The organism is Candidatus Phyllobacterium onerii (assembly GCF_028331445.1).
GTDB classification, from domain to species: domain Bacteria; phylum Pseudomonadota; class Alphaproteobacteria; order Rhizobiales; family Rhizobiaceae; genus Phyllobacterium; species Phyllobacterium onerii.
Window position 1 is genome coordinate 215,741 of record NZ_JAQMHX010000007.1, and the last position, 22,558, is coordinate 238,298.

Here is a 22,558-nt window from a genome sequence, read left to right on the forward strand (position 1 = left end):
ATACAACCTCTTTCAGGCGTCTTTCACGGGCAGAACTCACGCCACATCACGCCTGGCAGTCCGGCGTATCTGGGTGATGATGAGCGCCACTGCTGCGGGAGTCATGCCATCAATACGCTGCGCTTCCGCAATTGATCGCGGCTGCCGCTGCTTCAACTTTTGCTTTAGCTCATTTGACAGGCCAGGTGTCGTGGAAAAATCAATCGACTGCGGAATTAGCAAGGATTCTTCGCGCTCCATGGCGGCTACGTCGGCTTTCTGTCGGTCAAGATAGACCGCGTATTGTGCTTCGATGGCCAGCGCATCAGCAATGCGACCATCGATCTCGCTTAGCTCCGGCCAAATTTGCTGGAGACGCACGAAATCGATATCCGGAAACGCCAACAGGTCATAGGCCGAACGCCGGATACCATCCTGGTTCAAATGGAGATCCGCCCGCGCTGCCGCGTTGGGGGTAATCGTTAGACCTTTTGTAAGTGCGCGCGCTGCATCAAGATCACGCGCCCGGTCAGCAAAGCGTTCCTTGCGGGTCGCGCCAAGAATGCCAAGTCGTTCAGCCATCGGAGTCAAGCGTTCATCAGCATTGTCAGCCCGAAGCGACAACCGGAATTCCGCCCGGGATGTAAACATGCGGTATGGTTCGCTCACGCCGCGGGACGTAAGATCGTCCACCATGACGCCAATATACGCCTCCGTCCGTTGAATAATGACAGGGTCGGAGCCGGCAGCGAGACGAGCAGCATTGAGACCCGCAAGCAGACCTTGTGCAGCGGCTTCCTCATAACCTGTGGTTCCGTTGATCTGGCCCGCCATGAATAGGCCCGAAATACGGCGCGTTTGCAAGGCGCGATCGAGTTCGCGCGGATCTACAAAATCATACTCGATGGCGTAGCCAGGCTGCAACATAATAGCCTGCTCCAGACCCGGTATCGTTTTCAAGAGATCGAGCTGGACCTCCTCCGGCAGCGAGGTCGAGATGCCGTTGGGATACACCGTGTCGTCGTCGAGGCCTTCCGGCTCAAGAAATATCTGGTGTCCATCACGATCGCCAAACTTTACAATCTTATCTTCGACGGACGGACAGTAACGCGGCCCGATACCTTCGATGGAACCGGAATACATGGCCGATCGATGCAAGTTCGCCCGAATAATTGCATGTGTTTCCGGCGTCGTTCGCGTAATCCCACAATCTATCTGTGGGTTTCGGATGGAATCCGTCATCAGTGAAAACGGCAAGGGGTCCGCATCGGCGGACTGCACATCCAGGTTCTGCCAATCGATCGAACGCCCGTCAAGCCGTGGCGGCGTACCAGTCTTCAGGCGCCCGAGCGCGAACTCATGCTTCGTCAAAGTGTCCGAGAGGCCGAGGGCAGGGGCTTCGCCGATACGTCCAGCAGGGATCTGCTTTTCCCCAATATGAATGAGACCACGCAGAAATGTTCCCGTTGTTAGAACCACTGACGCGCAGGATAGCACACGCCCATCCATCAATTGGACTCCCACAACCCTGCCATTCTTAATAGCGAGGTCACTGGCACCGCCCTCAACGACAGTTAGATCGCTTTGCTCGGCAATTGCCTGTTGCATGGCTACCCGATAGAGCTTGCGATCCGCCTGGGTGCGCGGACCGCGCACGGCAGCGCCCTTTCGCCTATTGAGCAGGCGAAACTGAATGCCGCCAGCGTCGGCCACACGGCCCATGAGCCCATCAAGTGCATCGATCTCGCGGACGAGATGACCCTTGCCCAATCCCCCGATTGCCGGATTGCACGACATGACTCCGATGGTGTCAGCACGATGGGTGATCAGCGCCGTCCTGGCGCCAGAGCGTGCGGAAGCTGCCGCTGCCTCACAGCCGGCGTGACCACCACCAATAATGATGACATCAAAAGCGTTTTCCACGTGCCAGAACTTTCAAAGATTCGAATCGTGCCTTGATGGGCAAAACCGCGCTGTGAGTCAAGTACAAGCGAGTATGACATGTTTCACGTGAAACAATTTGGCGTTATCACGATTCGCGCCAGTCCTCACCACGCCCTCATCTTGAGTCTGGCCATTGTTTGCATGCTGGGAAGACGGGCGGTCGTCGAAGCGCGTCTTTGTAGAATTAAAATGCGATCCGAAGACCGCCCGTCCGGCGTCTTTTGATCCCGTCCGTTCCGCTTGGGAGGCCTCGACTTTGAGTGAATTGCTTCGCCCACTGCCGAAAGCCCCTTTCGAAGTGCTCGTCCAGCACACGCCAGTCGTAGTACCGGCAGGGGAACCCTTGGACAGAACTTTCCCGGACAGCGGGTCCGTTACCCGCCATCGGAGGCGCCGATCCTCTCCCCACTTCGAACGGCTCCGGAAGCAGTTCCCGTGGAGAGGACGGGGATAGAATAAGTGAGGTTTGGAGGTGTTGGATAAATGGCCACGATTATTTTGATCCGCAAGTTTGATCGGAGCGCCTTCAAGGCAGCAGATCTGCCGGATGGGAATGCCGCCGTGCGTGGTTCGACAAGCTCACCATGAGGGAAATGGGTTGATTGCAGCAATAAACAGTCTTCGGAATCGTCTACCAGCGCTGACCCTAACGTGGAGGCCGGGGCTTTAGACGCATTGCCGACGCCTTAACCCATCGGAAACTTTATCCCTGCCTCGGAGTATGTTTCACGTGAATCATTTGCCGATACAAAATTGCGAGAAGACAACATCCAAGATATCCTCGACATCAACATCGCCGGTAATCCGGCCCAGCGAATGCGATGCGCGACGCAAATATTCAGCCCGAACCTCCAGAGGCGCCGTCTCTTCACGAATGGCAGCACCGATCTCCCTGTCGGTTTCCACCAGGAGTTCCATGTGCCGGCGGCGCGTGGGCAACGGGTCCGAGAGATTACCAGCAGCAAGCTCTGCCCGTTTAGAGAGCGCCTCCAACAAATCATCCAGTCCTTCCCCTGTTCGGGTGGAGATGACTAGATCATACTTGGCAGCCGCCGAAGAAGGCAGCACGAGATCACATTTCGTGCCAAGACGGAGTGTTACGTTATCTGCAACATCGTCCAACGCAGGCGCAACCGGGTTCGATAGATCGGTTAAGGTAATTACCAAATCCGCCACGGACGCTTGTTCTCGAGCGCGGTCGATCCCTATTCTCTCGACCTTGCCCTCCGTTTCGCGCAAGCCAGCCGTATCAGTAACCAGCACAGGAAGTCCGTTCAGATCGAGCTTTATCTCGATCAGATCCCGCGTTGTACCAGGCTCGTCGGACACGATGGCAACGTCGCGACCCGCCAGCGCATTGAGAAGGCTGGATTTGCCCGCATTCGGCGCCCCGACGATAACCACGCGAAAACCGTCCCGGACCGTCGCACCGCGTTTTCCGTCTGCAACATGCTTGTCCATGCGGTCCGCCAAATCGCGCATCGACCTCCAGACTTGATCGGAGACGGATCCTGGGACATCCGATTCGTCGGCAAAATCGAGCTCGGCTTCGATTAAAGCTCGCGCGCGTATCAGTTCAGTGCGCCACGACGCATAGAGAGTGGCTTGGGTTCCCGAAGAAATCTGTAGCGCAAGCCTGCGTTGGCCGTCGGTCTCCGCCGCTATCAAGTCGGCAAGGCCCTCGGCAACTGTCAGATCAAATTTGCCATTGGCAAAAGCCCGGCGGGTAAACTCTCCCGCCTCGGCCAACCGGCAGCCTTCAAATTTGTACAACGCGGTAATCATAGCGTCCACAACGGCCTTGCCTCCGTGAAGATGGAGCTCAGCGCAATCCTCGCCAGTAAAGCTCGCCGGCGCTGGAAAGAACAGTACCAGTCCACGATCAATGGGACTGTTGTCTGAATCCCTGAAGGATCGCAAGGCGGCAATCCTCGGCTCGGGAAGGCCTCCGGATATCGTTTCGATCACGAATCGAGTCTGTGGTCCGGAGATGCGCATGACAGCAACGCCAGAGGGAAGCCTGCCGCTGGAGAGGGCGAAAATCGTTTCGCCAAAAACATGGTTCTGTTTCATTTCATTCAATCCGCGCCTACACTGGGCCTTGATAGACTGTCGTGTTGCATTCGAAAAGGGTGTTGCAGTTTCGATGTTTGAGAAAGCCAATCTGCTCGGCTACGAGTCCAGCCCCTATCTCCGCCAGCATGCGGCAAACCCTGTCCACTGGCGGCCCTGGGGCAAGCGCGCTTTGGACGAGGCTCGCGAAACCGGAAAGCCCATTCTGTTATCCGTCGGCTACGCTGCCTGCCATTGGTGCCATGTCATGGCGCATGAGTGTTTCGAAGACGCTGAAGTCGCTGCACTGATGAACGATCTGTACGTCAATGTGAAGGTGGATCGCGAAGAGCGGCCTGACATCGATCAAATATATATGGCCGCTCTCGGAGCTATGGGCCAACAGGGCGGCTGGCCGCTGACGATGTTCCTGACGCCGGAGGCAAAGCCCTTCTGGGGAGGAACGTATTTCCCAAAGCATTCCAAGTATGGCAGGCCGGGCTTCCTTGACGTGCTACCTTCGATCAACTCAGCCTGGCTTCAGGATCGGACGCGCGTCGAGCAAAATGTCCGTCTGATTACCAACCACGTGAGCGGGCGGCTTAACGCCCAAGCAGAGTCCACCCCGATTGATAAAGATCTGTTCGATCAATTTGCCGCCGATGTCTACAGCTTGATCGATCTATCAAAGGGAGGCCTGTCTGGTGCCCCCAAATTTCCAAACGCTCCCTTCATGGACACCTTGTGGCTATCCTTGCTCCGAAATGGCGACATAGCACATCGGGATGCATTTCTAACCAGTCTGAAAACAATGCTTCAAGGCGGGATTTACGATCATCTGGGCGGCGGACTATCGCGCTATTCGGTCGATGATAATTGGCTGGTGCCGCACTTCGAAAAGATGCTCTACGACAATGCGCAGCTCATACGCCACGCCACATACGCATATGGCCGGACCCAAGATGAATTGTTGCGTAACCGAATCGAAGAAACGGTCGGGTGGCTGCAGCGCGAAATGCTTATAGACGGACGCTTTGCATCCAGTCTTGACGCTGACAGCGAAGGGGAGGAGGGTCGCTTCTACGTCTGGGAGGCTGCCCAAATCCCTGATGAACCAGAACTCCAGACTTTCCGCCAAGTCTATGACGTGCACGAGGAGGGGAACTGGGAGGGAAAGACGATCCTCAATCGCCTCCACGCTCTCGACAGCCTCGATGCCGACGTTGAACGACAACTGGCCGGCGCAAGGCAGAGGCTCTTTTCCATACGGGAGAACCGTGTTCGCCCCGGACGGGATGATAAAGCATTAACCGATTGGAAACGGTCTGATGATCCGCGCGCTTGCGGAGGCTGCACGCGCATTCGATCGACCGGATTGGTTGCAACTAGGCGCAACAGCTTATCGTTCCATATCCGAATCGACTGTGGATGGGCGGCTTCCACATTCGGTCCTCGGTGAGTCGCGACTGTTTCCAGGGCTATCATCAGACTATGCCGCGATGATCAACGCCGCTCTGTCGCTCTATCAGGCGACGCAGGAAAAGCCATATATCAAGGATGCGGAGCATTGGCTGACAATGCTGGATAAATGGCATAAGACCGAGGACGGTAATTATGCCCTTAGCGCCTCTGACAGTGCGGATGTTATCATTCGCGTGCGCGGCGATCAGGATGAGGCGATACCCAGCGCGACCAGCCAGGTCATAGAAGCAATGACGCGCCTGGCGACGATAACCGGGGATGAGGAACTTCGGCAAAATGCGGAAAACATTGCTGAGAATGCGCTGGGCCGGGTGCTTCAACAGCGTTACGGACAGGCTGGGGTTTTCAACAGCGCCAGCCTTCTGCTTGAGCCGTTGAAACTGGTTATCGTTGCGCCGGAGTTAGATCATCCCCTTATGAAACTGGCGGCTCACACACCTGACCCACGCCGTACCGACATATGGATTGCGTTTCGCAAAGGCGAAAAGATGAAACTCGTTCCAGGCGCCGGCGAGGTCACAATAAACAAACCCGCAGCCTATTTGTGCCGCGGGTTCGTCTGTCTTGCACCAGTGGAGACAACCGAAGAGCTTCAAGCACTGCTTCGGCCAAATCCTTAACCGTTACGTATTCATCGAATCGAAGAATTCACCATTGGTCTTGGTCTGCTTGAGCTTGTCGATAAGGAACTCGATGGCATCTGTCGTGCCCATGGGAGCGAGAATACGGCGCAGAACGAAAATCTTCTGCAGATCCTGGCGTGGCACGAGAAGGTCTTCCTTACGCGTCCCGGATTTCAGAATATCCATAGACGGGAAGATACGCTTGTCGGCGACCTTGCGGTCGAGCACGATTTCGGAATTGCCGGTACCCTTGAACTCTTCGAAGATGACTTCATCCATACGGCTGCCCGTATCGATCAGCGCTGTTGCGATAATCGTCAGCGAACCGCCTTCTTCGATATTGCGCGCAGCACCAAAGAAACGCTTTGGCCGCTGCAGGGCATTGGCATCGACACCACCGGTCAATACCTTACCGGACGACGGCACCACGGTATTGTAGGCCCGGCCAAGCCGGGTAATGGAATCGAGCAGAATGACAACATCGCGGCCATGTTCGACAAGACGCTTTGCCTTCTCGATAACCATCTCCGCGACCTGTACGTGGCGTGACGCGGGCTCATCGAAAGTAGACGACACGACTTCGCCCTTCACCGAGCGTTGCATGTCGGTCACTTCTTCCGGACGTTCGTCGATCAGAAGCACGATAAGATAGCATTCCGGATGATTGGCAGTGATCGAATGCGCAATATTCTGCAAGAGGACGGTTTTACCCGTGCGGGGCGGCGCAACAATCAGTCCGCGCTGGCCTTTGCCAAGTGGCGCGACCAGATCGATGACGCGAGCGGAAAGATCCTTGGTAGTAGGATTCTCCAGTTCCATCTTGAAGCGCTCATTTGGATAGAGCGGCGTCAGATTGTCAAAATGGATCTTGTGGCGGATTTTTTCCGGATCTTCGAAGTTGATGGTATTGACCTTGAGAAGGGCGAAATAACGCTCACCTTCCTTCGGTCCGCGGATAGGGCCTTCCACCGTATCGCCTGTCTTCAGCGAAAAACGCCGGATCTGCGATGGTGAAATGTAGATGTCATCGGGGCCCGGCAGATAATTGGCATTGGCGGAGCGCATGAAGCCGAAGCCATCCTGCAAAATCTCGACCACGCCTTCGCCGATGATTTCTACCTCCTGCGAGGCCAGTTTTTTCAAGATCGCAAACATCAATTCCTGTTTGCGCATGACGCTGGCGTTTTCAACTTCAAGCGATTCGGCAAAGGCGAGAAGGTCAACCGCGGTCTTGTTCTTGAGTTCTTGTAGTTTCATTTCCTGCATGTGTGCGGAACTCTTAATTCTATTGGTGTGAAATGGGAAAGGGAAATGACGATGCCTGAATGCAGTGCCACTAAAAATGGCCGAAGATTGCTGTGGCGGTATTTCCGGAGAGGAGGCCCTTGTCTAGCCAATCATGGCCATAAGGGCAAGAGATTTCATCAGTGGTATTGATCACTGACTAAAATTTTTATTATCAATCAAAATGGCTTTATGATGACCATGATCACAATAATGACCATCAGCACGGTCGGTACCTCATTCATCATACGCCAGAAGCGAACCGTCTTCACGTTTCGATCCTCTGCAAATAGCCGTACCGCCTGGGAAAAATACCCATGCACGCCCGAAAGAATGAGAACAGATAGAAACTTGACGTGAAACCACCCATCCATGTAAGCGGCCGATTGCCAGGCAAGCCACAGCCCCGCGAGCCAGGTCACACCCATGGCGGGATCGATGATCGCCTTCAACAGGCGATTTTCCATCACCTTGAAGGTTTCGGATTGGACTGAACCCAGTTCGGCAGCGCAGTGATAAACAAACAATCGCGGCAAATAGAGCATGCCAGCCATCCACGAGATAACGGCTATGACATGGATCGCTTTAACCCATGGATAGGCACCGCTAGGATATAGGAAAACCAGCGTGATGACACAAAGCGCCACAGCCGCAGCGATCAACCGCGGCAGAACTGGAATTTTCTTCGATTCCGTATTGGTCAATTTGATATCGCCCATATTGCCTGCTTCCCTTGAGAATCAGGTCCGGATAGTTGCCTGACGTACGCGGTTTACCATCTGCTCGACATGAGACACCGGCGCATCCGGTGTAATGCCATGACCCAGATTGAAAATCAGTGGTCCCTGACCCAACGCATCCAGAATAGCATCGATACCCTCATCCAGAGCCCGACCACCGGCAACGACGCGCAAGGGATCGAGATTACCCTGAACGGCCCCACCACCCTGCAATGAAGAGGCCATGGAAAGCGGCACCGACCAATCCAGTCCGAGTGCGGTGACACCGGTACGTTCCCGATAGTTCACATAAAGCCCACCCGCACCTTTGGGGAAACCGATGATCGGAACATCCGGATGGACTTCGCGAACCTTTTTAACGATTGCCGCAACAGGCGCCACGCAAAACTGCTCGAAACAGGCTTCATCGAGAACACCAGACCAAGAATCGAAAATCTGCACCGCATCGGCACCCGCATCGATCTGACGGATGAGGTATTCAGCGGACACATCCGCGAGCTCGTCCAACAGCTTTTGGAATGCTTCCGGGTTGCGATAGGCAAAAAGCCGAGCGGGAGCCTGATCCGGTGTGCCGTGTCCGGCAATCATATAGGTCGCCACCGTCCAGGGCGCCCCACAGAAGCCAAGCAAGGTTGTTTCCGTAGGGAGTTGCTGCCGTAACAGCCGCACCGTCTCGTAGACTGGCTCCAGGCGATCGGCAGCACCTTTCGATTCCAGCCAGAATATCCCGTCCTTGTCGATCGGGGTCATCAGGGGCCCACGTCCTTCCTCAAAGCGAAGATCGCGGCCGAGCGCGTGCGGGACAACCAGAATATCAGAAAACAGGATCGCCGCATCGAAACCAAAACGGCGAATAGGCTGCATGGTTACTTCGACAGCCAGATCTGGCGAATAGCACAGGTCGAGAAAGCTGCCTGCGTTCTTTCGCACTTCTCGATACTCGGGAAGATAGCGCCCCGCTTGGCGCATCATCCAGATTGGTGGAGGAAAGACAGTCTCGCCTCCAAGGACTTTCATCACTTTGCGAACCATCATTGGTCACTCCGGTCTATCTTACAAAAAAGAAATTTAGATCTATTTGGATTTTCTGATTCTTAGAGTCTGTTTGTAATGGGAATTACCACATTGCCAGAATTTTCCCACAACGAACAATTCCGGGTCAAATCCAGAATAACTACACCCAAGTTTCCAAGGGTAGTGGTAAAAACCAAGATAGGTCAATGATATCAATAATTTAACTTAGTATCAATTGTGGATAGTCCTGTGAAAGCCATGGGAAAACAGACGAAAAGTCGCAATAGTCCACAGAATTGCAAACGGTCGGAAGAAATTCCCACAGGTAGGCTCGCTGTGGATGACTTGCCAACAATTCACATGGCTGCCATCAGTTGTGGACGCGCTGGCACTTTGTCCCCAGTCATCAACAAGACATGGAATTTTCTGTGACGAAACCGATAAACTACTTTCATCTTCATATGATCTCTGATGCGACGGGAGAGACTCTCATCGCAGCCGGTCGTGCCGCCGCGGCACAATATGCCCATGCGCGGGCGATTGAGCATGTCTATCCACTGATAAGGACCGAAAAGCAGATCAAAAGAGTGCTGGAAGGCATAGATGCCGAGCCGGGTATCGTCCTTTACACGATCGTCGATCAGCGGCTTGCTGCCATGATCGACGACACTTGCGCGGCAATCGGTGTTCCGTGCGTCTCCGTTCTCGAGCCGGTCCTCACGTTGTTCCAATCCTATCTGGGTGCTCCGGCGGGGCGGCGCGTCGGCGCCCAGCACGTTCTCAATGCAGAATACTTCCAACGGATTGACGCGCTCAATTTCACAATGGAGCACGATGATGGCCAGCTTCCCCCGGATATCGAGGAAGCGGATGTCATTCTGATCGGCATTTCGCGCACGTCGAAAACGCCAACCAGTATCTACCTCGCCAATCGCGGTATCAAAACCGTCAATGTTCCCATCGTTATCGGGGTGCCTATACCAGACGTTCTTGTGAAATCCGAACGGCCACTAATTGTCGGACTGGTCGCCTCAGCAGAACGTATTTCACAGGTACGTCAGCACCGTGTTCTGGGCGCGGCACTCAGCTTCGACGCCGATCATTATCTCGATCGTGCCAATATTATAGAAGAACTCACCTATGCACGGCAGATTTGCCACCGGCATAACTGGCCGATGATCGATGTTTCTCGCCGTTCGATTGAAGAAACCGCGGCGGCGGTTCTTGCCCTGCGTTCGCAGGGACGGTAACGCATCGCTGGTCAAGGGAGAACCAAACATGGATATCATTCTCGCCTCCAAAAGCCCTTTCCGTGCCACATTGTTGAAAAACGCTGGTATTGCTTTCACCGTTCAGTCAGCTGACATCGATGAGCGTGCTGTGGAGGCGCCCTTATATGATAGCGGCGCAACGCCAGACGATGTCGCTCAGATTCTGGCGGAGGCAAAAGCTCTGGATGTCAGTGAGCGCAACCCTTCCGTACTAGTGATCGGTTCCGATCAGACCCTTTCCCTGGGCGATGAGATAGTGCACAAGGCGGAAGACATGGAGGCTGCGCGCCGGCAGTTACTGAAACTGTCTGGAAAAACGCATCACCTCAACAGCGCGGTCGTTCTCGCCAAGGATGGCCAGACATTGTGGCGGCACGTGTCGGTCGCGCGCATGACTTTGCGCGATCTTGATCCGGGCTTCATTGGTAGATACCTGTCGCGCGTTGGAACTATCGCTTTGCAAAGTGTCGGCGCCTACCAAATCGAGGGCGAAGGCGTTCAGCTGTTCGAAAAGGTCGATGGCGACTATTTCACCATAGTGGGTTTACCGCTTTTACCGTTGCTCGCCGAGTTACGCCGTGAGGGCGCGATAGATGGCTGATCATCCAAAGGCATTTGTGACGGGATTCCCTATCCGCCACTCGCGTTCGCCGTTGATCCACGGCTATTGGCTAAAGAAGTATGGCCTGGAAGGCTCGTATCAGGCCATCGAGATTGCGCCGGAAGGCTTTACTGATTTTGTCCGGAGCCTGCAGAACAATGGTTACACCGGCGGCAACGTTACAATACCGCACAAGGAGACGGCTTTTGCGTTGTGCAAAAAACGCGACAGTGCCGCAGAAGATATCGGCGCTGTCAACACGCTGTGGTTTGAGGATGGGGAGTTGTGGGGTGGTAATACCGATGCCTATGGTTTCCTCGCCAATCTGGATGCCCTCGGCCCGGGCTGGGACAATGGCGATAAAGCGCTGGTTCTCGGCGCCGGCGGCGCCAGTCGTGCAGTCGTTTATGCGCTGAAGCAGCGAGGATTTAATGATATCCGCATAGTTAATCGCACGGTGGACCGAGCGCAGGCCCTTGCGGATCGCTTTGGGCACGGGGTTAGCGCGCACGGATGGCGGGCAATTCCCGAGTTGCTGCAAGACGCCACATTCATTGTCAACACGACGTCACTGGGCATGGAAGGCGAGGATGATCTGACCATTGATCTTTCGTCCGCAAATGCAAATCCCTTGTTGACCGACATTGTCTATGTTCCGCTGGAAACACCGCTGCTGAAGGCCGCGCGGGCGCATGGGCTGAGAACCGTGGACGGTCTTGGCATGTTGTTGCACCAGGCTGTTCCCGGTTTCAAACATTGGTTTGGTGCCACACCGGAAGTCACACCGGAACTGCGTGCAATCATTCTCGCCGATATGGACAGATCAAACCATAGTGGGCAATCCAGATGATCGTGCTTGGCCTGACGGGTTCAATCGGCATGGGCAAGTCAACATCCGCTCAAATGTTCATTGACGAAGGAATACCGGTTTACTCGGCCGATGAGACTGTGCATCGGCTTTATTCTGGTGCGGCCGCTGCATTGATCGAAGCGGCGTTTCCTGGAACGACCGAAGACGGCAAGGTGGATCGCACGAAACTTTCCGCCGCGGTCATGGGAAATCCCGTGGCCCTGAAAAAGCTCGAAGCGATTGTCCATCCGCTTGTTCGGGCCGAGGAAAACCGATTTCGAGATGACGCGCGCGCCAGCGGTGCGAAACTGATTGTCGTCGATATTCCTCTGCTCTTCGAAACAGGCGCTGAAGACCGGGTTGACAAGATACTCGTCGTTACCGCGCCTGAAGAAGTGCAACGAAAACGGGTTCTCGAACGTCCCGGCATGACGGCCGACAAGCTGGACGCCATTCTGGCACGCCAGACTCCGGATGCGGAAAAGCGCGCCCGCGCCGATTTCATCATCGACACACGCCGTAATTTTGTCGTCACCCGAGATGAAATTCGCAGGATTATCAGTGTGCTCACAGTATAGAGGGGAAACATCCAGTCCCCACTTGCCCGCATTGGCCAATTCGTGGAACTTGGGCAAAGGGGTGATTCCATGCGCGAAATCATATTTGATACAGAAACAACCGGCCTCGACCGGCTTGATGACCGGGTCATAGAGATCGGTGGCGTTGAGCTTATCAACCGGTTCCCTACCGGACGGACATTCCACGTCTACATCAATCCCGAAGGGAAGGTCATCCATCCTGATGCGCTGGCCGTGCACGGTATCAGCAATGACAAGCTGGCCGATAAGCCGCTTTTCGCCGGGATACTCCATGACTTTCTCGATTTTATCGATGGGGCGAAATTGATTGCCCACAATGCGACATTCGATATGGGCTTCATAAATGCGGAGCTCAACCGGCTCGGCCATCCGCCAATCCACAATGACCGCGTCGTGGATACACTGGCGCTGGCGCGGCGAAAACATCCGATGGGGCCGAATTCGCTCGACGCCCTCTGCAGGCGCTATGGTATCGACAACAGCCACCGCACGATGCACGGCGCTCTGCTGGATTCGCAGCTCCTGGCCGAAGTCTATATTGAGCTTATCGGCGGCAAACAGGCTGCACTTGGCCTTACGATTGCCGAACAGGCAGACAATCGGCAGCCTGGCGATGTTTCCGGAACAATTATCATTTCCCGCCGACCAATACCGCTTCAACCTCGTTTGACCGAGGCTGAGAAAATGGCCCACGCGCACCTGGTTGAAAAGATTGGCGACAAGGCCATCTGGAACGAACGCATAGCTTCTGCTGCTTGAATAAAAAACCCGGGCGAGACCCGGGTTTTTCAACTTTAGTTAGCCTTGGCTCAGCTGACTTGCGCCTTGGCCTGCTCTTCGGCCATGCGCTGCTGGAACATTTGCGCGAAATCGATCGGGTCGATCATCAGCGGGGGGAACCCGCCATTGCGTGTGGCTTCTGCAATGATCTGGCGGGCGAACGGGAACAGCAGGCGCGGGCATTCGATGAACAGCAGCGGCAGGAGGTGTTCCTGCGGGAAACCGACAAGCCTGAAAACACCGCCATAGACGAGTTCGGCATTGAAAAGGACATCCTTGCCTTCGCTCGCCTTTGCTGACAGCGTGAGAACGACATCAAAATCGTTTTCGGCGATCGGATTGGCATTGACGTTGACATTGATGCTGATACCGGGTGCATTTTCGCGCGGACGGAGCGACAAAGGAGCGCCGGGGCTTTCGAAAGAAAGGTCCTTTACATACTGCGCCAGAATATTCAGCGTCTGCTGTTGAGCGGAACCGTTGCCATTTGTCGCTTCATTGCCGTTCTCGGCCTTTTCATCAGGCTTTTGAGCCATTGTCTGGAAACCTTCTTCTGTTACGTCCGCTTTGCACGGTCATCGAATGAATGCAGGGTCGCTAGCATGTGTGTTTCAACGAGGCAAGGCTTTCGCACTAGTCTCATAGTTCAATGGCACGCCGAATTCTACTGTTTGGGGTTCCACGGCGAGTCCGGATCTGGCTTGCTCGAGTAATCTTCCGGATCGAGCTCGATGACCCGGTCCTTGATGCGCGATGTGTCGGGGCGGCCACGACGGTGCTGGCCAGAATCGACAACGACCACACGATCACTGATGCAACGCCAGCCAAAGTCACGAACGGCGGGGATGAAAAGCAGCAGGCCTATTATGTCGGTGATGAATCCAGGTATGATCAGCAGCAACGCCGCGAAGACCAGCATGACACCATGCACCAGTTCGCGTTTTGGTGTGCGGCCAGCGGCTGTTTCTTCGCGGATTTTCTGGATGAGGCCGAGGCCTTGAAAGCGTAGCAGGAATACGCCGACAAAAATCGACAGGATTATCAGACCGAGTGTCGCTAGAACACCGATCTTGCTGCCGACTACAATGAAACCGGCGATTTCAAGAAATGGCAAAGCCAGAACGAAAAGGGGCACAAGAGATCGCAAACTAATTTACCTTTCAAAGGACATATCCGGATATTATCCATAGCCGGTGTCAATTTCATGCCTATATAGGATAGCGTGAAGAGTATTTGTATGATTGCACTTGGCAATCTATATGTTTTTGGTATTTCGACGGAAGATTGAAAGCCGTAAACGAACATTAGGACGAATGGCAGGCGACATGGAATATCTGGACTTCGGAACGATTTTCTTTTTCGTGGCAGCAGTGGTGATTTTCCTGCAGCTGCGCAAGGTCCTTGGTCGCCGCACTGGCAGTGAACGCCCGCCATTCAACCCCTATACACGTACCGCCGATGCCGATGACAAGGCCAAGTCTGGCGACAATGTCGTTTCGTTGCCACGACGCGGCGACGTGAAGGAAAACAGCTTCGAAAAGATCGATGCCATTTCCAAGCCGGGTACGCCATTGAATGACGGCCTGCGCGCCATCCAGGACGCAGATCCTGCATTCGAGCCTGCGAAGTTCCTCGAAGGTTCGAAAATGGCCTATGAGATGATCGTCATGTCGTTTGCCGATGGTGACCGCAAGACGCTGAAGACGCTTCTGTCGCGCGAAGTCTTCGATGGTTTTGTTTCTGCCATTACCGATCGCGAAGCGCGGGGCGAGAAAGTGCAGTCATCATTCGTCGGGATCAACAAGGCGGAAATCATCGGCGCGGAAATGAAGGGCACTGAGTCCCATGTTACGGTGCGCATCACCAGCGAACTTATTTCGGCAACGCTCGACAAGGATGGCGTCGTGATCGATGGTGACAAGGAAGCGGTTGCAGAGGTCAAGGATGTCTGGACCTTTGCGCGCGATACGCGGTCGAAAGACCCGAACTGGAAGCTGGTCGCGACTGAAGCCGAAGACTAAACATGTTGTCATCCCTCTTCAAACCGGTGGATTTCGCTGACTGCCCCGGTTGGCGGGATGACCAGCACCTCGAAGCGTTTCGCGCTTTCGTTCGGTCGGCAGAACGGGTCCAGGAAAAGCCCTACAAATCCGGATCGCTCGGGATCAGTTTCGAAGCCCTTGCACCGATCTTTGCTGATTCACGTGAAACAATCGTCGAATCCGACGGCGAAGCAAGGATCTTCTTCGAGAAATGGTTCCGCCCGGCGCTCATAGACAATACCGAAGCAGTCAATGGTTTTGTGACCGGCTTCTACGAACCGGAAGTGGTTGCCTCGCCGGTTCGCACAGCGAGGTTTACCGTTCCATTCCTGCGCCGTCCCGCGGATTTGGTCGATATCGACGACAACAACCGGCCTGAGGGCTTTGATCCTTATTTTGCCTTTGCGTGGCAAACTCCGGCGGGGCTCGTCGAATATTTCGACCGGCCAGCCATCGAAAGCGGGGCGCTCGAGGGACGAGGACTGGAGATCGCTTATGTGGAAAGCCAGATCGATGCTTTTTTCATCCACGTGCAGGGCGCTGCACGGTTAAAGATGACCGACGGTCGCTTGCACCGCATCACCTATGCGGCAAAGACCGGACATCGGTTCACCGGCATTGGCAAGATCCTGCTCGAAAGCGGTGAAGTCGCGCCGGAAAGAATGTCTATGCAATCCATCCGTAGCTGGCTTGCCGATCACCCGGACAAAGCTCAGGCACTGATGTGGAACAACCGCTCTTACATCTTCTTTCGCGAAGCCGACGTTGACGATGCAACGATGGGGCCAATCGCTGCTGCGAAAGTCCCCCTGACGGGCGGCCGGTCGCTTGCAGTCGACCGGCTCCTGCACACATTTGGCACGCCGTTCTATATTCATGCACCGGATTTAAAGGCTTTTGGTGGGGAACGCTTTGCGAGGCTGATGATCGCGCAGGACACAGGCTCGGCCATCGTCGGTTCGGCACGTGGCGATCTCTTTGCCGGTTCTGGCGATGTGGCGGGCGAAATCGCTGGGGGTATCCGCCATAAGGCGGATTTCTATGCGCTGGTTCCCCGTGTCCTTCTGGCAGCAGACCGATGAAGAAGAAGTCAGCAAAGGACGAATTCGCCACTTTGGAGGACCGGATCCTCTGGGAAACGGTGGCCAAGACTACCCGCCCGCTCAAGGGCAAGGAGAAGCCCATTTTTCTGATCGATGAAAAGAAAGAGCCGGTTTCGATGCATCCATCTGCACCGGAAAATCCGAGGCCGCTCGCCGCAGTGGCGGAGGCGAAGCCGGCGCCGGCACATCGCCTTCATCCAATCGATCGGCCAACACACAAGAAGATCGCCAAGGGTCGGGTTGTCATAGAAGCGAGGATCGATCTGCACGGCCTGACCCAAAGCGAGGCCTATGGCTTGCTTCTCGGGTTCCTGCAACGCGCCCATCTGCGCAAGCTTCGGCATGTTCTTGTCATCACCGGAAAGGGCTCATCCATGGGCAGCGATGGCGTGCTACGTCAAGCGGTTCCCATGTGGTTCATGACGCCGTCGTTTCGCATCCTGGTCAATGGCTATGAAGATGCTGCTCGCAATCATGGCGGCACAGGTGCGATCTATGTTCGTATGCGCCGTCAGCTGGAGGCACTGTGACGCCTTTTGGTGCAAAATTGCGCGATCTGCGCTCGGAACGCGGCATCTCGCAAAAGGATATGGCCAAGTCGATCGGAGTATCGGCTGCCTACCTGTCAGCTCTCGAACACGGTCGGCGCGGTCAGCCAACATGGGACAAGCTGCAGCGCATTATCCAGTATTTCAATATTATCTGGGACGAGGCCGAGGAACTGCAGCGGCTGGCGATGATCTCGGACCCGCGCATCGTCATCGACACCGGGGGGCTTTCACCCGCCGCAACGGAACTTGCCAACGTTCTTGCCACAAAGATCGGCGATATCGACGAAAAAACGGCCCGTCTCTTGATCCGGACAATGGAAGCAGTGCCGGAAAAGCGAAAACGCTAGAAAAGTGCCCTCAGCTGGTTGATTTTGTCGTTGACCAGCCAGCCATAATAATTTTCTTCCGGCAGCTGCGGCTGTTCGCCATTGGCCATGCGCGCTGCATTAGACTCGGCTAGCGCCCGTGCTCGGCTGTCGGCGCCACCCGTATTGTAAAGTGTCGCCGTAATACCCGGATTTTTGGAAATGTCGAAGTCGGCAACGCGGCGGTAGACATCGATCGAGTGTTTTAACGTTGCCGCCATGTAGGGCAGCGTCAGATCCGGATCCATAATGGTCTTGTAAACATCTGCAGCGTGGTCGGCATCAAGCCTTGGCAGGCCTGAATAGCGGTTGACCATGTCGGTCATCTGCAGCGCAATCAAGGGGCTCAGTTGCCCAAGGCCAAAACTTTGCCCTGCGTAGAATGGTTGGAAGAATACGGCACTGAAGCGATTGTTGGGGAAACGCTTGCCGCCAACAGATTTGCCACGGAAATCCGCTTCCCAGACATTTTCGCGACATGTCCAAAGGCGCAAACTATCTTTGAATTGTACACAAGAAGAAAATTGCGGACGTCTGACGAAGTCGCCAATTGTTTCGCCCTGGTAATCGAAACTCAGCCCTTGCTGTACGTAGGAAATAGCCTTGACGTAATAGGTCTGGAGCCGGTCATAGGCATCGACATTATAGGTATGCTCGCCAACAAGTGCGCCAACGATATGAACCGGATCAATACCATAAGTGCGCGCAACGCTAGCGATCTTCGATCGCAGTTTGGAGTCGGTTTTCAGCAGGTTGTAGATTTTCTGATATTTTGCCTCATAAGTGGTGTTCAACTCGCGCGTCCGCTTGGCGGATGCGGCTGGAACACCCGGCTGGGTCGCGTTGCGGTTGCCTTCGGGAACAACGGTCACAGCCTCGGCCGGTTGCAAAGTGACCAGCAACAGCGAAAGACAGCTTGTCGCGAAAAGGATCAGGTGGCGGTTCATCATCGGTCCAGAAATTGATTGGACGCTCCGAATAGCGCCTTGCACCCTCGAAAGCCAGAAAAACCTCTACTATTGGGGTCAGATCGTTAGTGTGCCGGTACGGGACAGCTTAGGTCACCTTCCTCACATTTGAGATAGGACTTGAAATCATCGATCCGTTTGCTCGTGAGGCCGTCGAGGCAAATGGATTGAATCATGGGATAGACGCTGCCTTGGGCACTCGCGGACGTTGAGAAGTTGCACTCGGCATCACGAAACGCAACCCAGGCTTTCTGCGCTGTTACGAGCAGCTTCGTCGTTGCCGCATCGTCCTTCAAACGCGTCGTGATCTGCTTGTAAAGCCCGTTCAATTCGTCATCGGACTTCTTGTAAGCCTTGCCGTAGCATTCGTTGAGGTCCGCCTGACTACTGCTGGCGGTATCGCAAGGCTCAGCTGCACTGGCGCCCGTTGCTCCGGAATGAACAATCACCACAGTCAGTAGAAGGAAGATGGGCAAAAGGCGCATGGGAGTACTCCGATTGGTGCGATTCGACCCATTAAACGAGAAATCCAGGCAATTGTCAGTGCCTGGACTCTGTACTGGTTAATCCCCGGCCTCAACGGCTGATGCTCTACAGTATGAACCGAGAGAGATCCGCATTCTTGGCGAGGTCTCCGACAGTCTCCCGTACATATTTGGCGTCTATCGTGTGTTCGGCGCCCGATTTGTCAGGTGCGTTGAACGAAATGTCATCGAGCACCCGCTCCATGACCGTTTGCAGACGACGTGCACCGATGTTCTCGACAGTCGAGTTCAGATCGACTGCGATATCGGCCAAAGCGTCGATGGCGTCATCGGTGATATTGAGCGTGACCTCTTCGGTCGCCATCAACGCGATATATTGCTTGAGCAGACTGGCTTCCGGCTCGGTCAGAATGCGGCGCATGTCATCGCGGGTCAGAGCGCTAAGCTCCACCCGGATCGGCAGACGGCCCTGCAGCTCCGGCAGTAGGTCAGAGGGCTTCGAAACATGGAACGCACCAGATGCGATAAACAGGATATGGTCTGTCTTGATCGGACCGTACTTGGTGGCAACGGTCGTCCCTTCCACCAATGGCAGCAAGTCCCGTTGCACGCCTTCGCGTGAAACACCGGCACCCATGCCGCCATCGCGTGCGGCAATCTTATCGATCTCGTCGAGGAATACGATGCCGTCATCCTCGGCAGACCGCAAGGCTTCCTGGGTGATCTGATCTTGATCGAGGAGCTTGTCGGATTCGTCATTGATCAGGACACCGTACGACTCCTTGACCGTCGTCTTCACCGTCTTTGTGCGACCGCCCATCGCTTTGCCCAGCATGTCGCTGAGGTTGAGCACGCCGATGTTTGCGCCGGGCATGCCCGGCAGTTCGAAATTCGGCATGCCTGAACCGGTGTCCGCAACCTCGACCTCAATCTCCTTGTCGTCGATCAGACCGTCGCGCAGTTTCTTGCGAAAGCTGTCGCGTGTTGCCGGGCTTGCGGTCTTGCCCACCAATGCATCGAGAACGCGTTCTTCTGCATTGACATGCGCCTTGGCCTTCACATCCTCGCGCTTCTTTTCGCGCACGAGACCGATGGCGACTTCGACGAGATCGCGAATGATTTGTTCGACATCGCGGCCGACATAGCCAACCTCGGTAAATTTGGTTGCTTCCACCTTGATGAAGGGTGCACCGGCAAGCTTGGCGAGGCGGCGGGATATTTCCGTCTTGCCGACGCCGGTTGGTCCAATCATCAGAATATTCTTCGGCATCACCTCTTCGCGCATCTGGCCTTCCAGCTGCTGACGGCGCCAGCGGTTACGCAGGGCGATAGCGACGGCACGTTTGGCGTCGTTCTGGCCAATAATATAGCGGTCGAGTTCGGAGACGATCTCGCGAGGGGAAAATGTTGTCATTGTAATCTCGTTTCCTGCCCGTCGTCGGGCGATTGTTCAAACACGAGGTCAGGGTTGTCTCGTGCCATCATGAGGGCTGGACCGTAAATGGATGTCCGGGTATCGAAAGCGACGAAGCCCGCCTTTTCGTATGCCTTGATTGCCTGGCTGTTGGCGGGGTCAGGATCGACGATGACGCGAGGCACGCCTTCTTCGAAGAGCAGCGACACGAACTCATCAAGCAGATGCGGACCGTGGCCCTGACCGATCAGATCCGGTTCGCCGATGAACTGGTCGAGCCCGAGCGTCCCGGTCGGTTGATCCTGGTAAGGGTGATCATCCTCCAGGTGTGGATCGTAGGTCTGCAGATAGCCAATCGCTTCATCGCCGAGCATGATGATGAACGGCTCCACGGACACGCTGTCCATGTGTTCCGCGATCGATGCCATCTCTACGTCGGCATCTTCATTCCACCATTTCGCCACATGCGGCTCCGCCAGCCATTCCGAAATCATGTTCAAATGGCGGGGTTCCACCGGAATGAAGCGGTACCGGAAGGTTGGCTCATTCGGCATCGAGGCTCTCAAGTGTGACGCTCGAATTCGTATAGATGCAAATGTCGGCGGCGATCTGCATGGCACGGCGGGCGATCTCTTCGGCGCTCAAATCCGTATCGGCAAGAGCGCGTGCAGCGGCAAGCGCATAATTGCCGCCGGAGCCGATGGCCATGACGCCGTGTTCGGGTTCAAGCACGTCGCCAGTGCCGGTCAGCGCAAGCGTGACCGATTTGTCGGCGACAAGCATCATGGCCTCAAGCCGGCGCAGATAGCGATCGGTGCGCCAGTCCTTGGCGAGTTCGACACAGGCGCGCGTCAATTGATCCGGATATTGCTCGAGCTTGCTTTCCAGCCGCTCAAGCAGGGTGAATGCATCGGCGGTGGCACCGGCGAATCCGGCGATGACATTGCCTTTGCCAAGTCGGCGTACCTTGCGCGCGTTGCCTTTCATGACCGTATTGCCAAGGCTGACCTGCCCGTCGCCGGCAATGACGACCTTGCCATCCTTGCGGACAGTGACAATCGTGGTTCCATAGATGGTTGAGGGATTGTGTTCTTGCATTCGATTCTCCTTCAAGCAAATTCGATTATGCCCCAAATGGCAGCAGATCGAACCCCTTCTGTTCCATTTATGTATGACGCGCTCGCAGAATTGCAAATGCTGCTCAGGTCAGGACCTCGGTCTGCGCCATCAAAGCATTTGGAGATTCGCCATTCGTGTTTTAGAAGGCCTCATTTGGAACGGCTTTCTACAGAACTCCTGTGGCGGGAAACAGTAATGACAAGCGTCAACACACGCACCGCGAAGATCGAGCGAAGCACCAAGGAAACCAGCATTGCCGTATCGGTCAATCTGGATGGCACCGGGGCATTCGATATTTCTACTGGAGTCGGCTTCTTCGACCATATGCTGGAGCAGCTCTCCCGTCACTCCCTGATAGACATGGACGTCAAGGCCAGGGGTGACCTGCATATCGATGATCACCACACCGTTGAAGATACGGGTATCGCCATCGGCCAGGCTATTGCCAAGGCGCTGGGTGATCGCCGCGGCATCACCCGTTACGCCTCGCTGGATCTCGCCATGGATGAAACGCTGACTCGCGCTGCCCTCGATATCTCGGGCCGCCCGTTTCTCGTATGGCAAGTTGAGTTCTCCGCGGCAAAAATCGGCACTTTCGATACGGAACTTGTCCGGGAGTTCTTCCAGGCGCTGGCGCAGAATGCCGGAATAACATTGCATGTCTCGAACCTTTATGGCGCCAACAATCACCATATCGCCGAGACCTGCTTCAAGGCGGTCGCCCGCACTTTACGGCACGCCATGGAAACCGATCCACGGCAGAAGGATGCCATTCCATCCACCAAGGGTACTTTGAAAGGCTGAAACATGGCCAGTTTCATTGTGTTGGCACCTGAGCTGGACGGCCAGCGTGACGATGACAAAACCGTCTTCGTCAGGGACGGCTTTGCCTTGCTTGCCTTTATCCTGACTGTTCCCTGGCTGCTGGTGCAGCGGCTATGGTTTGAAGCTGCAGTCGTTTTTGGATCGATGGTCGTGATTTCTGGAGTGGGCACCTATACTGGCCACGAAGACATGGCCGGGTTTATCACGGCGCTACTTTCGCTCCTCGTCGGCTTTGAAGGTAATAACTGGCGCATCACGGCCCTCGAACGTCGCGGCTTCAGCGAGCTCGGTGTTGTCGATGCGCGCAATGCGGACGATGCCGAAACGGCCTGGTTCCTTGGCGAAAACTTCGTTTCATTGCCTGAAGTATCTGTCAGCGTCGCCCCGGTACCTTCTCTGCAAGTCAGTCACAAGCCGGTGCTCAGCGGCATGGTCGGTCTCGTCAGCCACCGCGGAGAAAACTGAGC

General features: G+C 55.2%; 23 protein-coding genes and 1 pseudogene. 12 read left to right on the forward strand and 12 right to left on the reverse strand.

Annotation, left to right across the window (positions count from 1 at the left end):
• Positions 1-36 precede the first annotated feature (36 nt).
• Entirely contained in the window at positions 37-1,902 is a 1,866-nt protein-coding gene (gene mnmG, locus PHA01_RS17720; RefSeq protein WP_271897713.1) for a tRNA uridine-5-carboxymethylaminomethyl(34) synthesis enzyme MnmG, read from the reverse strand.
• Between the two features lie 756 nt (positions 1,903-2,658).
• On the reverse strand, positions 2,659-3,996 hold the full coding sequence (gene mnmE, locus PHA01_RS17725) for a tRNA uridine-5-carboxymethylaminomethyl(34) synthesis GTPase MnmE (protein WP_271897714.1): 1,338 nt from the start codon (positions 3,994-3,996) through the stop codon (positions 2,659-2,661).
• Positions 3,997-4,069: 73 nt separating this feature from the next.
• Here mnmE and PHA01_RS17730 point away from each other — a divergent pair.
• Positions 4,070-6,077 (forward strand): annotated as a pseudogene (locus PHA01_RS17730) (thioredoxin domain-containing protein).
• Between the two features lie 3 nt (positions 6,078-6,080).
• Here PHA01_RS17730 and rho read toward each other — a convergent pair.
• From rho to hemE, 3 genes are all read right to left on the reverse strand, one after another.
• Positions 6,081-7,346: a transcription termination factor Rho gene (gene rho, locus PHA01_RS17735; protein ID WP_106714794.1), complete on the reverse strand. Its 1,266-nt coding sequence runs from the start codon at positions 7,344-7,346 to the stop codon at positions 6,081-6,083.
• 197 nt (positions 7,347-7,543) lie between these two features.
• On the reverse strand, positions 7,544-8,083 hold the full coding sequence (hemJ, locus tag PHA01_RS17740; protein WP_271897716.1) for a protoporphyrinogen oxidase HemJ: 540 nt from the start codon (positions 8,081-8,083) through the stop codon (positions 7,544-7,546).
• 21 nt (positions 8,084-8,104) lie between these two features.
• Positions 8,105-9,136, reverse strand: coding sequence for a uroporphyrinogen decarboxylase (gene hemE / locus PHA01_RS17745; protein WP_271897822.1), 1,032 nt, complete (start codon positions 9,134-9,136; stop codon positions 8,105-8,107).
• Positions 9,137-9,546: 410 nt separating this feature from the next.
• Here hemE and PHA01_RS17750 point away from each other — a divergent pair, with 410 nt between their 5' ends.
• The 5 genes from PHA01_RS17750 to dnaQ all read left to right on the forward strand — a co-directional run bounded on the left by PHA01_RS17750 (position 9,547) and on the right by dnaQ (position 13,198).
• A complete protein-coding gene (locus PHA01_RS17750) occupies positions 9,547-10,368 on the forward strand; it encodes a pyruvate, water dikinase regulatory protein (RefSeq protein WP_262294832.1) in 822 nt (273 codons plus the stop codon).
• A 28-nt stretch (positions 10,369-10,396) separates the two neighbouring features.
• Positions 10,397-10,990 (forward strand): Maf-like protein, encoded by a 594-nt coding sequence (locus PHA01_RS17755; protein WP_271897717.1) that lies wholly within the window; start codon positions 10,397-10,399, stop codon positions 10,988-10,990.
• Positions 10,983-11,840, forward strand: coding sequence for a shikimate dehydrogenase (locus tag PHA01_RS17760; protein WP_271897718.1), 858 nt, complete (start codon positions 10,983-10,985; stop codon positions 11,838-11,840). Before PHA01_RS17755 ends, PHA01_RS17760 begins: the two co-directional genes overlap by 8 nt.
• On the forward strand, positions 11,837-12,418 hold the full coding sequence (gene coaE / locus PHA01_RS17765) for a dephospho-CoA kinase (RefSeq protein ID WP_271897719.1): 582 nt from the start codon (positions 11,837-11,839) through the stop codon (positions 12,416-12,418). Before PHA01_RS17760 ends, coaE begins: the two co-directional genes overlap by 4 nt.
• A gap of 69 nt (positions 12,419-12,487) precedes the next feature.
• Positions 12,488-13,198, forward strand: coding sequence for a DNA polymerase III subunit epsilon (dnaQ, locus tag PHA01_RS17770; protein WP_271897720.1), 711 nt, complete (start codon positions 12,488-12,490; stop codon positions 13,196-13,198).
• 50 nt (positions 13,199-13,248) lie between these two features.
• On the opposite strand, the gene secB is transcribed toward dnaQ, so the two are convergent.
• Complete coding sequence (gene secB, locus PHA01_RS17775; RefSeq protein ID WP_209998845.1) at positions 13,249-13,755, reverse strand: protein-export chaperone SecB; 507 nt, start codon at positions 13,753-13,755, stop codon at positions 13,249-13,251.
• A gap of 128 nt (positions 13,756-13,883) precedes the next feature.
• Positions 13,884-14,366 carry an FxsA family protein gene (locus PHA01_RS17780; protein ID WP_271897721.1) on the reverse strand — a complete coding sequence of 161 codons (483 nt, stop codon included), beginning with the start codon at positions 14,364-14,366 and terminating at the stop codon, positions 13,884-13,886.
• Between the two features lie 178 nt (positions 14,367-14,544).
• Between PHA01_RS17780 and PHA01_RS17785 the strand changes: the two genes are divergently transcribed.
• The 4 genes from PHA01_RS17785 to PHA01_RS17800 are packed head-to-tail and all read left to right on the forward strand — an operon-like array spanning position 14,545 to position 17,262.
• Positions 14,545-15,240, forward strand: a complete 696-nt coding sequence (locus PHA01_RS17785; RefSeq protein ID WP_112525212.1) for a Tim44/TimA family putative adaptor protein — start codon at positions 14,545-14,547, stop codon at positions 15,238-15,240.
• A gap of 2 nt (positions 15,241-15,242) precedes the next feature.
• A complete protein-coding gene (gene mltA / locus PHA01_RS17790; RefSeq protein WP_271897722.1) occupies positions 15,243-16,343 on the forward strand; it encodes a murein transglycosylase A in 1,101 nt (366 codons plus the stop codon).
• Positions 16,340-16,894, forward strand: a complete 555-nt coding sequence (locus PHA01_RS17795; protein WP_271897723.1) for a Smr/MutS family protein — start codon at positions 16,340-16,342, stop codon at positions 16,892-16,894. The genes mltA and PHA01_RS17795 overlap by 4 nt, the downstream gene beginning before the upstream one ends.
• Entirely contained in the window at positions 16,891-17,262 is a 372-nt protein-coding gene (locus PHA01_RS17800; protein ID WP_271897724.1) for a helix-turn-helix domain-containing protein, read from the forward strand. Before PHA01_RS17795 ends, PHA01_RS17800 begins: the two co-directional genes overlap by 4 nt.
• Here the strand turns inward: PHA01_RS17800 and PHA01_RS17805 are convergent.
• The 5 genes from PHA01_RS17805 to hslV all read right to left on the reverse strand — a co-directional run bounded on the left by PHA01_RS17805 (position 17,259) and on the right by hslV (position 21,245).
• A complete protein-coding gene (locus PHA01_RS17805; RefSeq protein WP_271897823.1) occupies positions 17,259-18,227 on the reverse strand; it encodes a DUF1402 family protein in 969 nt (322 codons plus the stop codon). The genes PHA01_RS17800 and PHA01_RS17805 overlap by 4 nt on opposite strands.
• Positions 18,228-18,313: 86 nt before the next feature.
• Positions 18,314-18,733 carry a lysozyme inhibitor LprI family protein gene (locus tag PHA01_RS17810; protein ID WP_271897725.1) on the reverse strand — a complete coding sequence of 140 codons (420 nt, stop codon included), beginning with the start codon at positions 18,731-18,733 and terminating at the stop codon, positions 18,314-18,316.
• 106 nt (positions 18,734-18,839) lie between these two features.
• On the reverse strand, positions 18,840-20,147 hold the full coding sequence (gene hslU / locus PHA01_RS17815) for an ATP-dependent protease ATPase subunit HslU (RefSeq protein ID WP_112524889.1): 1,308 nt from the start codon (positions 20,145-20,147) through the stop codon (positions 18,840-18,842).
• On the reverse strand, positions 20,144-20,701 hold the full coding sequence (locus tag PHA01_RS17820) for a GNAT family N-acetyltransferase (RefSeq protein ID WP_271897726.1): 558 nt from the start codon (positions 20,699-20,701) through the stop codon (positions 20,144-20,146). Before PHA01_RS17820 ends, hslU begins: the two co-directional genes overlap by 4 nt.
• Positions 20,691-21,245 (reverse strand): ATP-dependent protease subunit HslV, encoded by a 555-nt coding sequence (gene hslV / locus PHA01_RS17825; protein WP_271897727.1) that lies wholly within the window; start codon positions 21,243-21,245, stop codon positions 20,691-20,693. Before hslV ends, PHA01_RS17820 begins: the two co-directional genes overlap by 11 nt.
• Positions 21,246-21,461: 216 nt before the next feature.
• On the opposite strand from hslV, the gene hisB reads away from it, so the two are divergent.
• Both hisB and PHA01_RS17835 read left to right on the forward strand, forming a co-directional pair.
• Positions 21,462-22,070 (forward strand): imidazoleglycerol-phosphate dehydratase HisB, encoded by a 609-nt coding sequence (gene hisB / locus PHA01_RS17830; RefSeq protein WP_271897728.1) that lies wholly within the window; start codon positions 21,462-21,464, stop codon positions 22,068-22,070.
• 3 nt (positions 22,071-22,073) lie between these two features.
• Entirely contained in the window at positions 22,074-22,556 is a 483-nt protein-coding gene (locus PHA01_RS17835; protein WP_271897729.1) for a DUF2628 domain-containing protein, read from the forward strand.
• The last annotated feature ends 2 nt before the right edge of the window (positions 22,557-22,558 follow it).

Excerpts from the sequence above, each read along its gene's own strand:
- mnmE (WP_271897714.1), bottom strand. The coding sequence starts at position 3,996 with ATGAAACAGAACCATGTTTTTGGCGAAACGATTTTCGCCCTCTCCAGC.
- rho (WP_106714794.1), bottom strand. The coding sequence starts at position 7,346 with ATGCAGGAAATGAAACTACAAGAACTCAAGAACAAGACCGCGGTTGAC.
- hemJ (WP_271897716.1), bottom strand. The coding sequence starts at position 8,083 with ATGGGCGATATCAAATTGACCAATACGGAATCGAAGAAAATTCCAGTT.
- hemE (WP_271897822.1), bottom strand. The coding sequence starts at position 9,136 with ATGGTTCGCAAAGTGATGAAAGTCCTTGGAGGCGAGACTGTCTTTCCT.
- PHA01_RS17755 (WP_271897717.1), top strand. The coding sequence starts at position 10,397 with ATGGATATCATTCTCGCCTCCAAAAGCCCTTTCCGTGCCACATTGTTG.
- PHA01_RS17760 (WP_271897718.1), top strand. The coding sequence starts at position 10,983 with ATGGCTGATCATCCAAAGGCATTTGTGACGGGATTCCCTATCCGCCAC.
- coaE (WP_271897719.1), top strand. The coding sequence starts at position 11,837 with ATGATCGTGCTTGGCCTGACGGGTTCAATCGGCATGGGCAAGTCAACA.
- dnaQ (WP_271897720.1), top strand. The coding sequence starts at position 12,488 with ATGCGCGAAATCATATTTGATACAGAAACAACCGGCCTCGACCGGCTT.
- secB (WP_209998845.1), bottom strand. The coding sequence starts at position 13,755 with ATGGCTCAAAAGCCTGATGAAAAGGCCGAGAACGGCAATGAAGCGACA.
- PHA01_RS17785 (WP_112525212.1), top strand. The coding sequence starts at position 14,545 with ATGGAATATCTGGACTTCGGAACGATTTTCTTTTTCGTGGCAGCAGTG.
- mltA (WP_271897722.1), top strand. The coding sequence starts at position 15,243 with ATGTTGTCATCCCTCTTCAAACCGGTGGATTTCGCTGACTGCCCCGGT.
- PHA01_RS17795 (WP_271897723.1), top strand. The coding sequence starts at position 16,340 with ATGAAGAAGAAGTCAGCAAAGGACGAATTCGCCACTTTGGAGGACCGG.
- PHA01_RS17805 (WP_271897823.1), bottom strand. The coding sequence starts at position 18,227 with ATGAACCGCCACCTGATCCTTTTCGCGACAAGCTGTCTTTCGCTGTTG.
- PHA01_RS17810 (WP_271897725.1), bottom strand. The coding sequence starts at position 18,733 with ATGCGCCTTTTGCCCATCTTCCTTCTACTGACTGTGGTGATTGTTCAT.
- hslU (WP_112524889.1), bottom strand. The coding sequence starts at position 20,147 with ATGACAACATTTTCCCCTCGCGAGATCGTCTCCGAACTCGACCGCTAT.
- PHA01_RS17820 (WP_271897726.1), bottom strand. The coding sequence starts at position 20,701 with ATGCCGAATGAGCCAACCTTCCGGTACCGCTTCATTCCGGTGGAACCC.
- hslV (WP_271897727.1), bottom strand. The coding sequence starts at position 21,245 with ATGCAAGAACACAATCCCTCAACCATCTATGGAACCACGATTGTCACT.
- hisB (WP_271897728.1), top strand. The coding sequence starts at position 21,462 with ATGACAAGCGTCAACACACGCACCGCGAAGATCGAGCGAAGCACCAAG.
- PHA01_RS17835 (WP_271897729.1), top strand. The coding sequence starts at position 22,074 with ATGGCCAGTTTCATTGTGTTGGCACCTGAGCTGGACGGCCAGCGTGAC.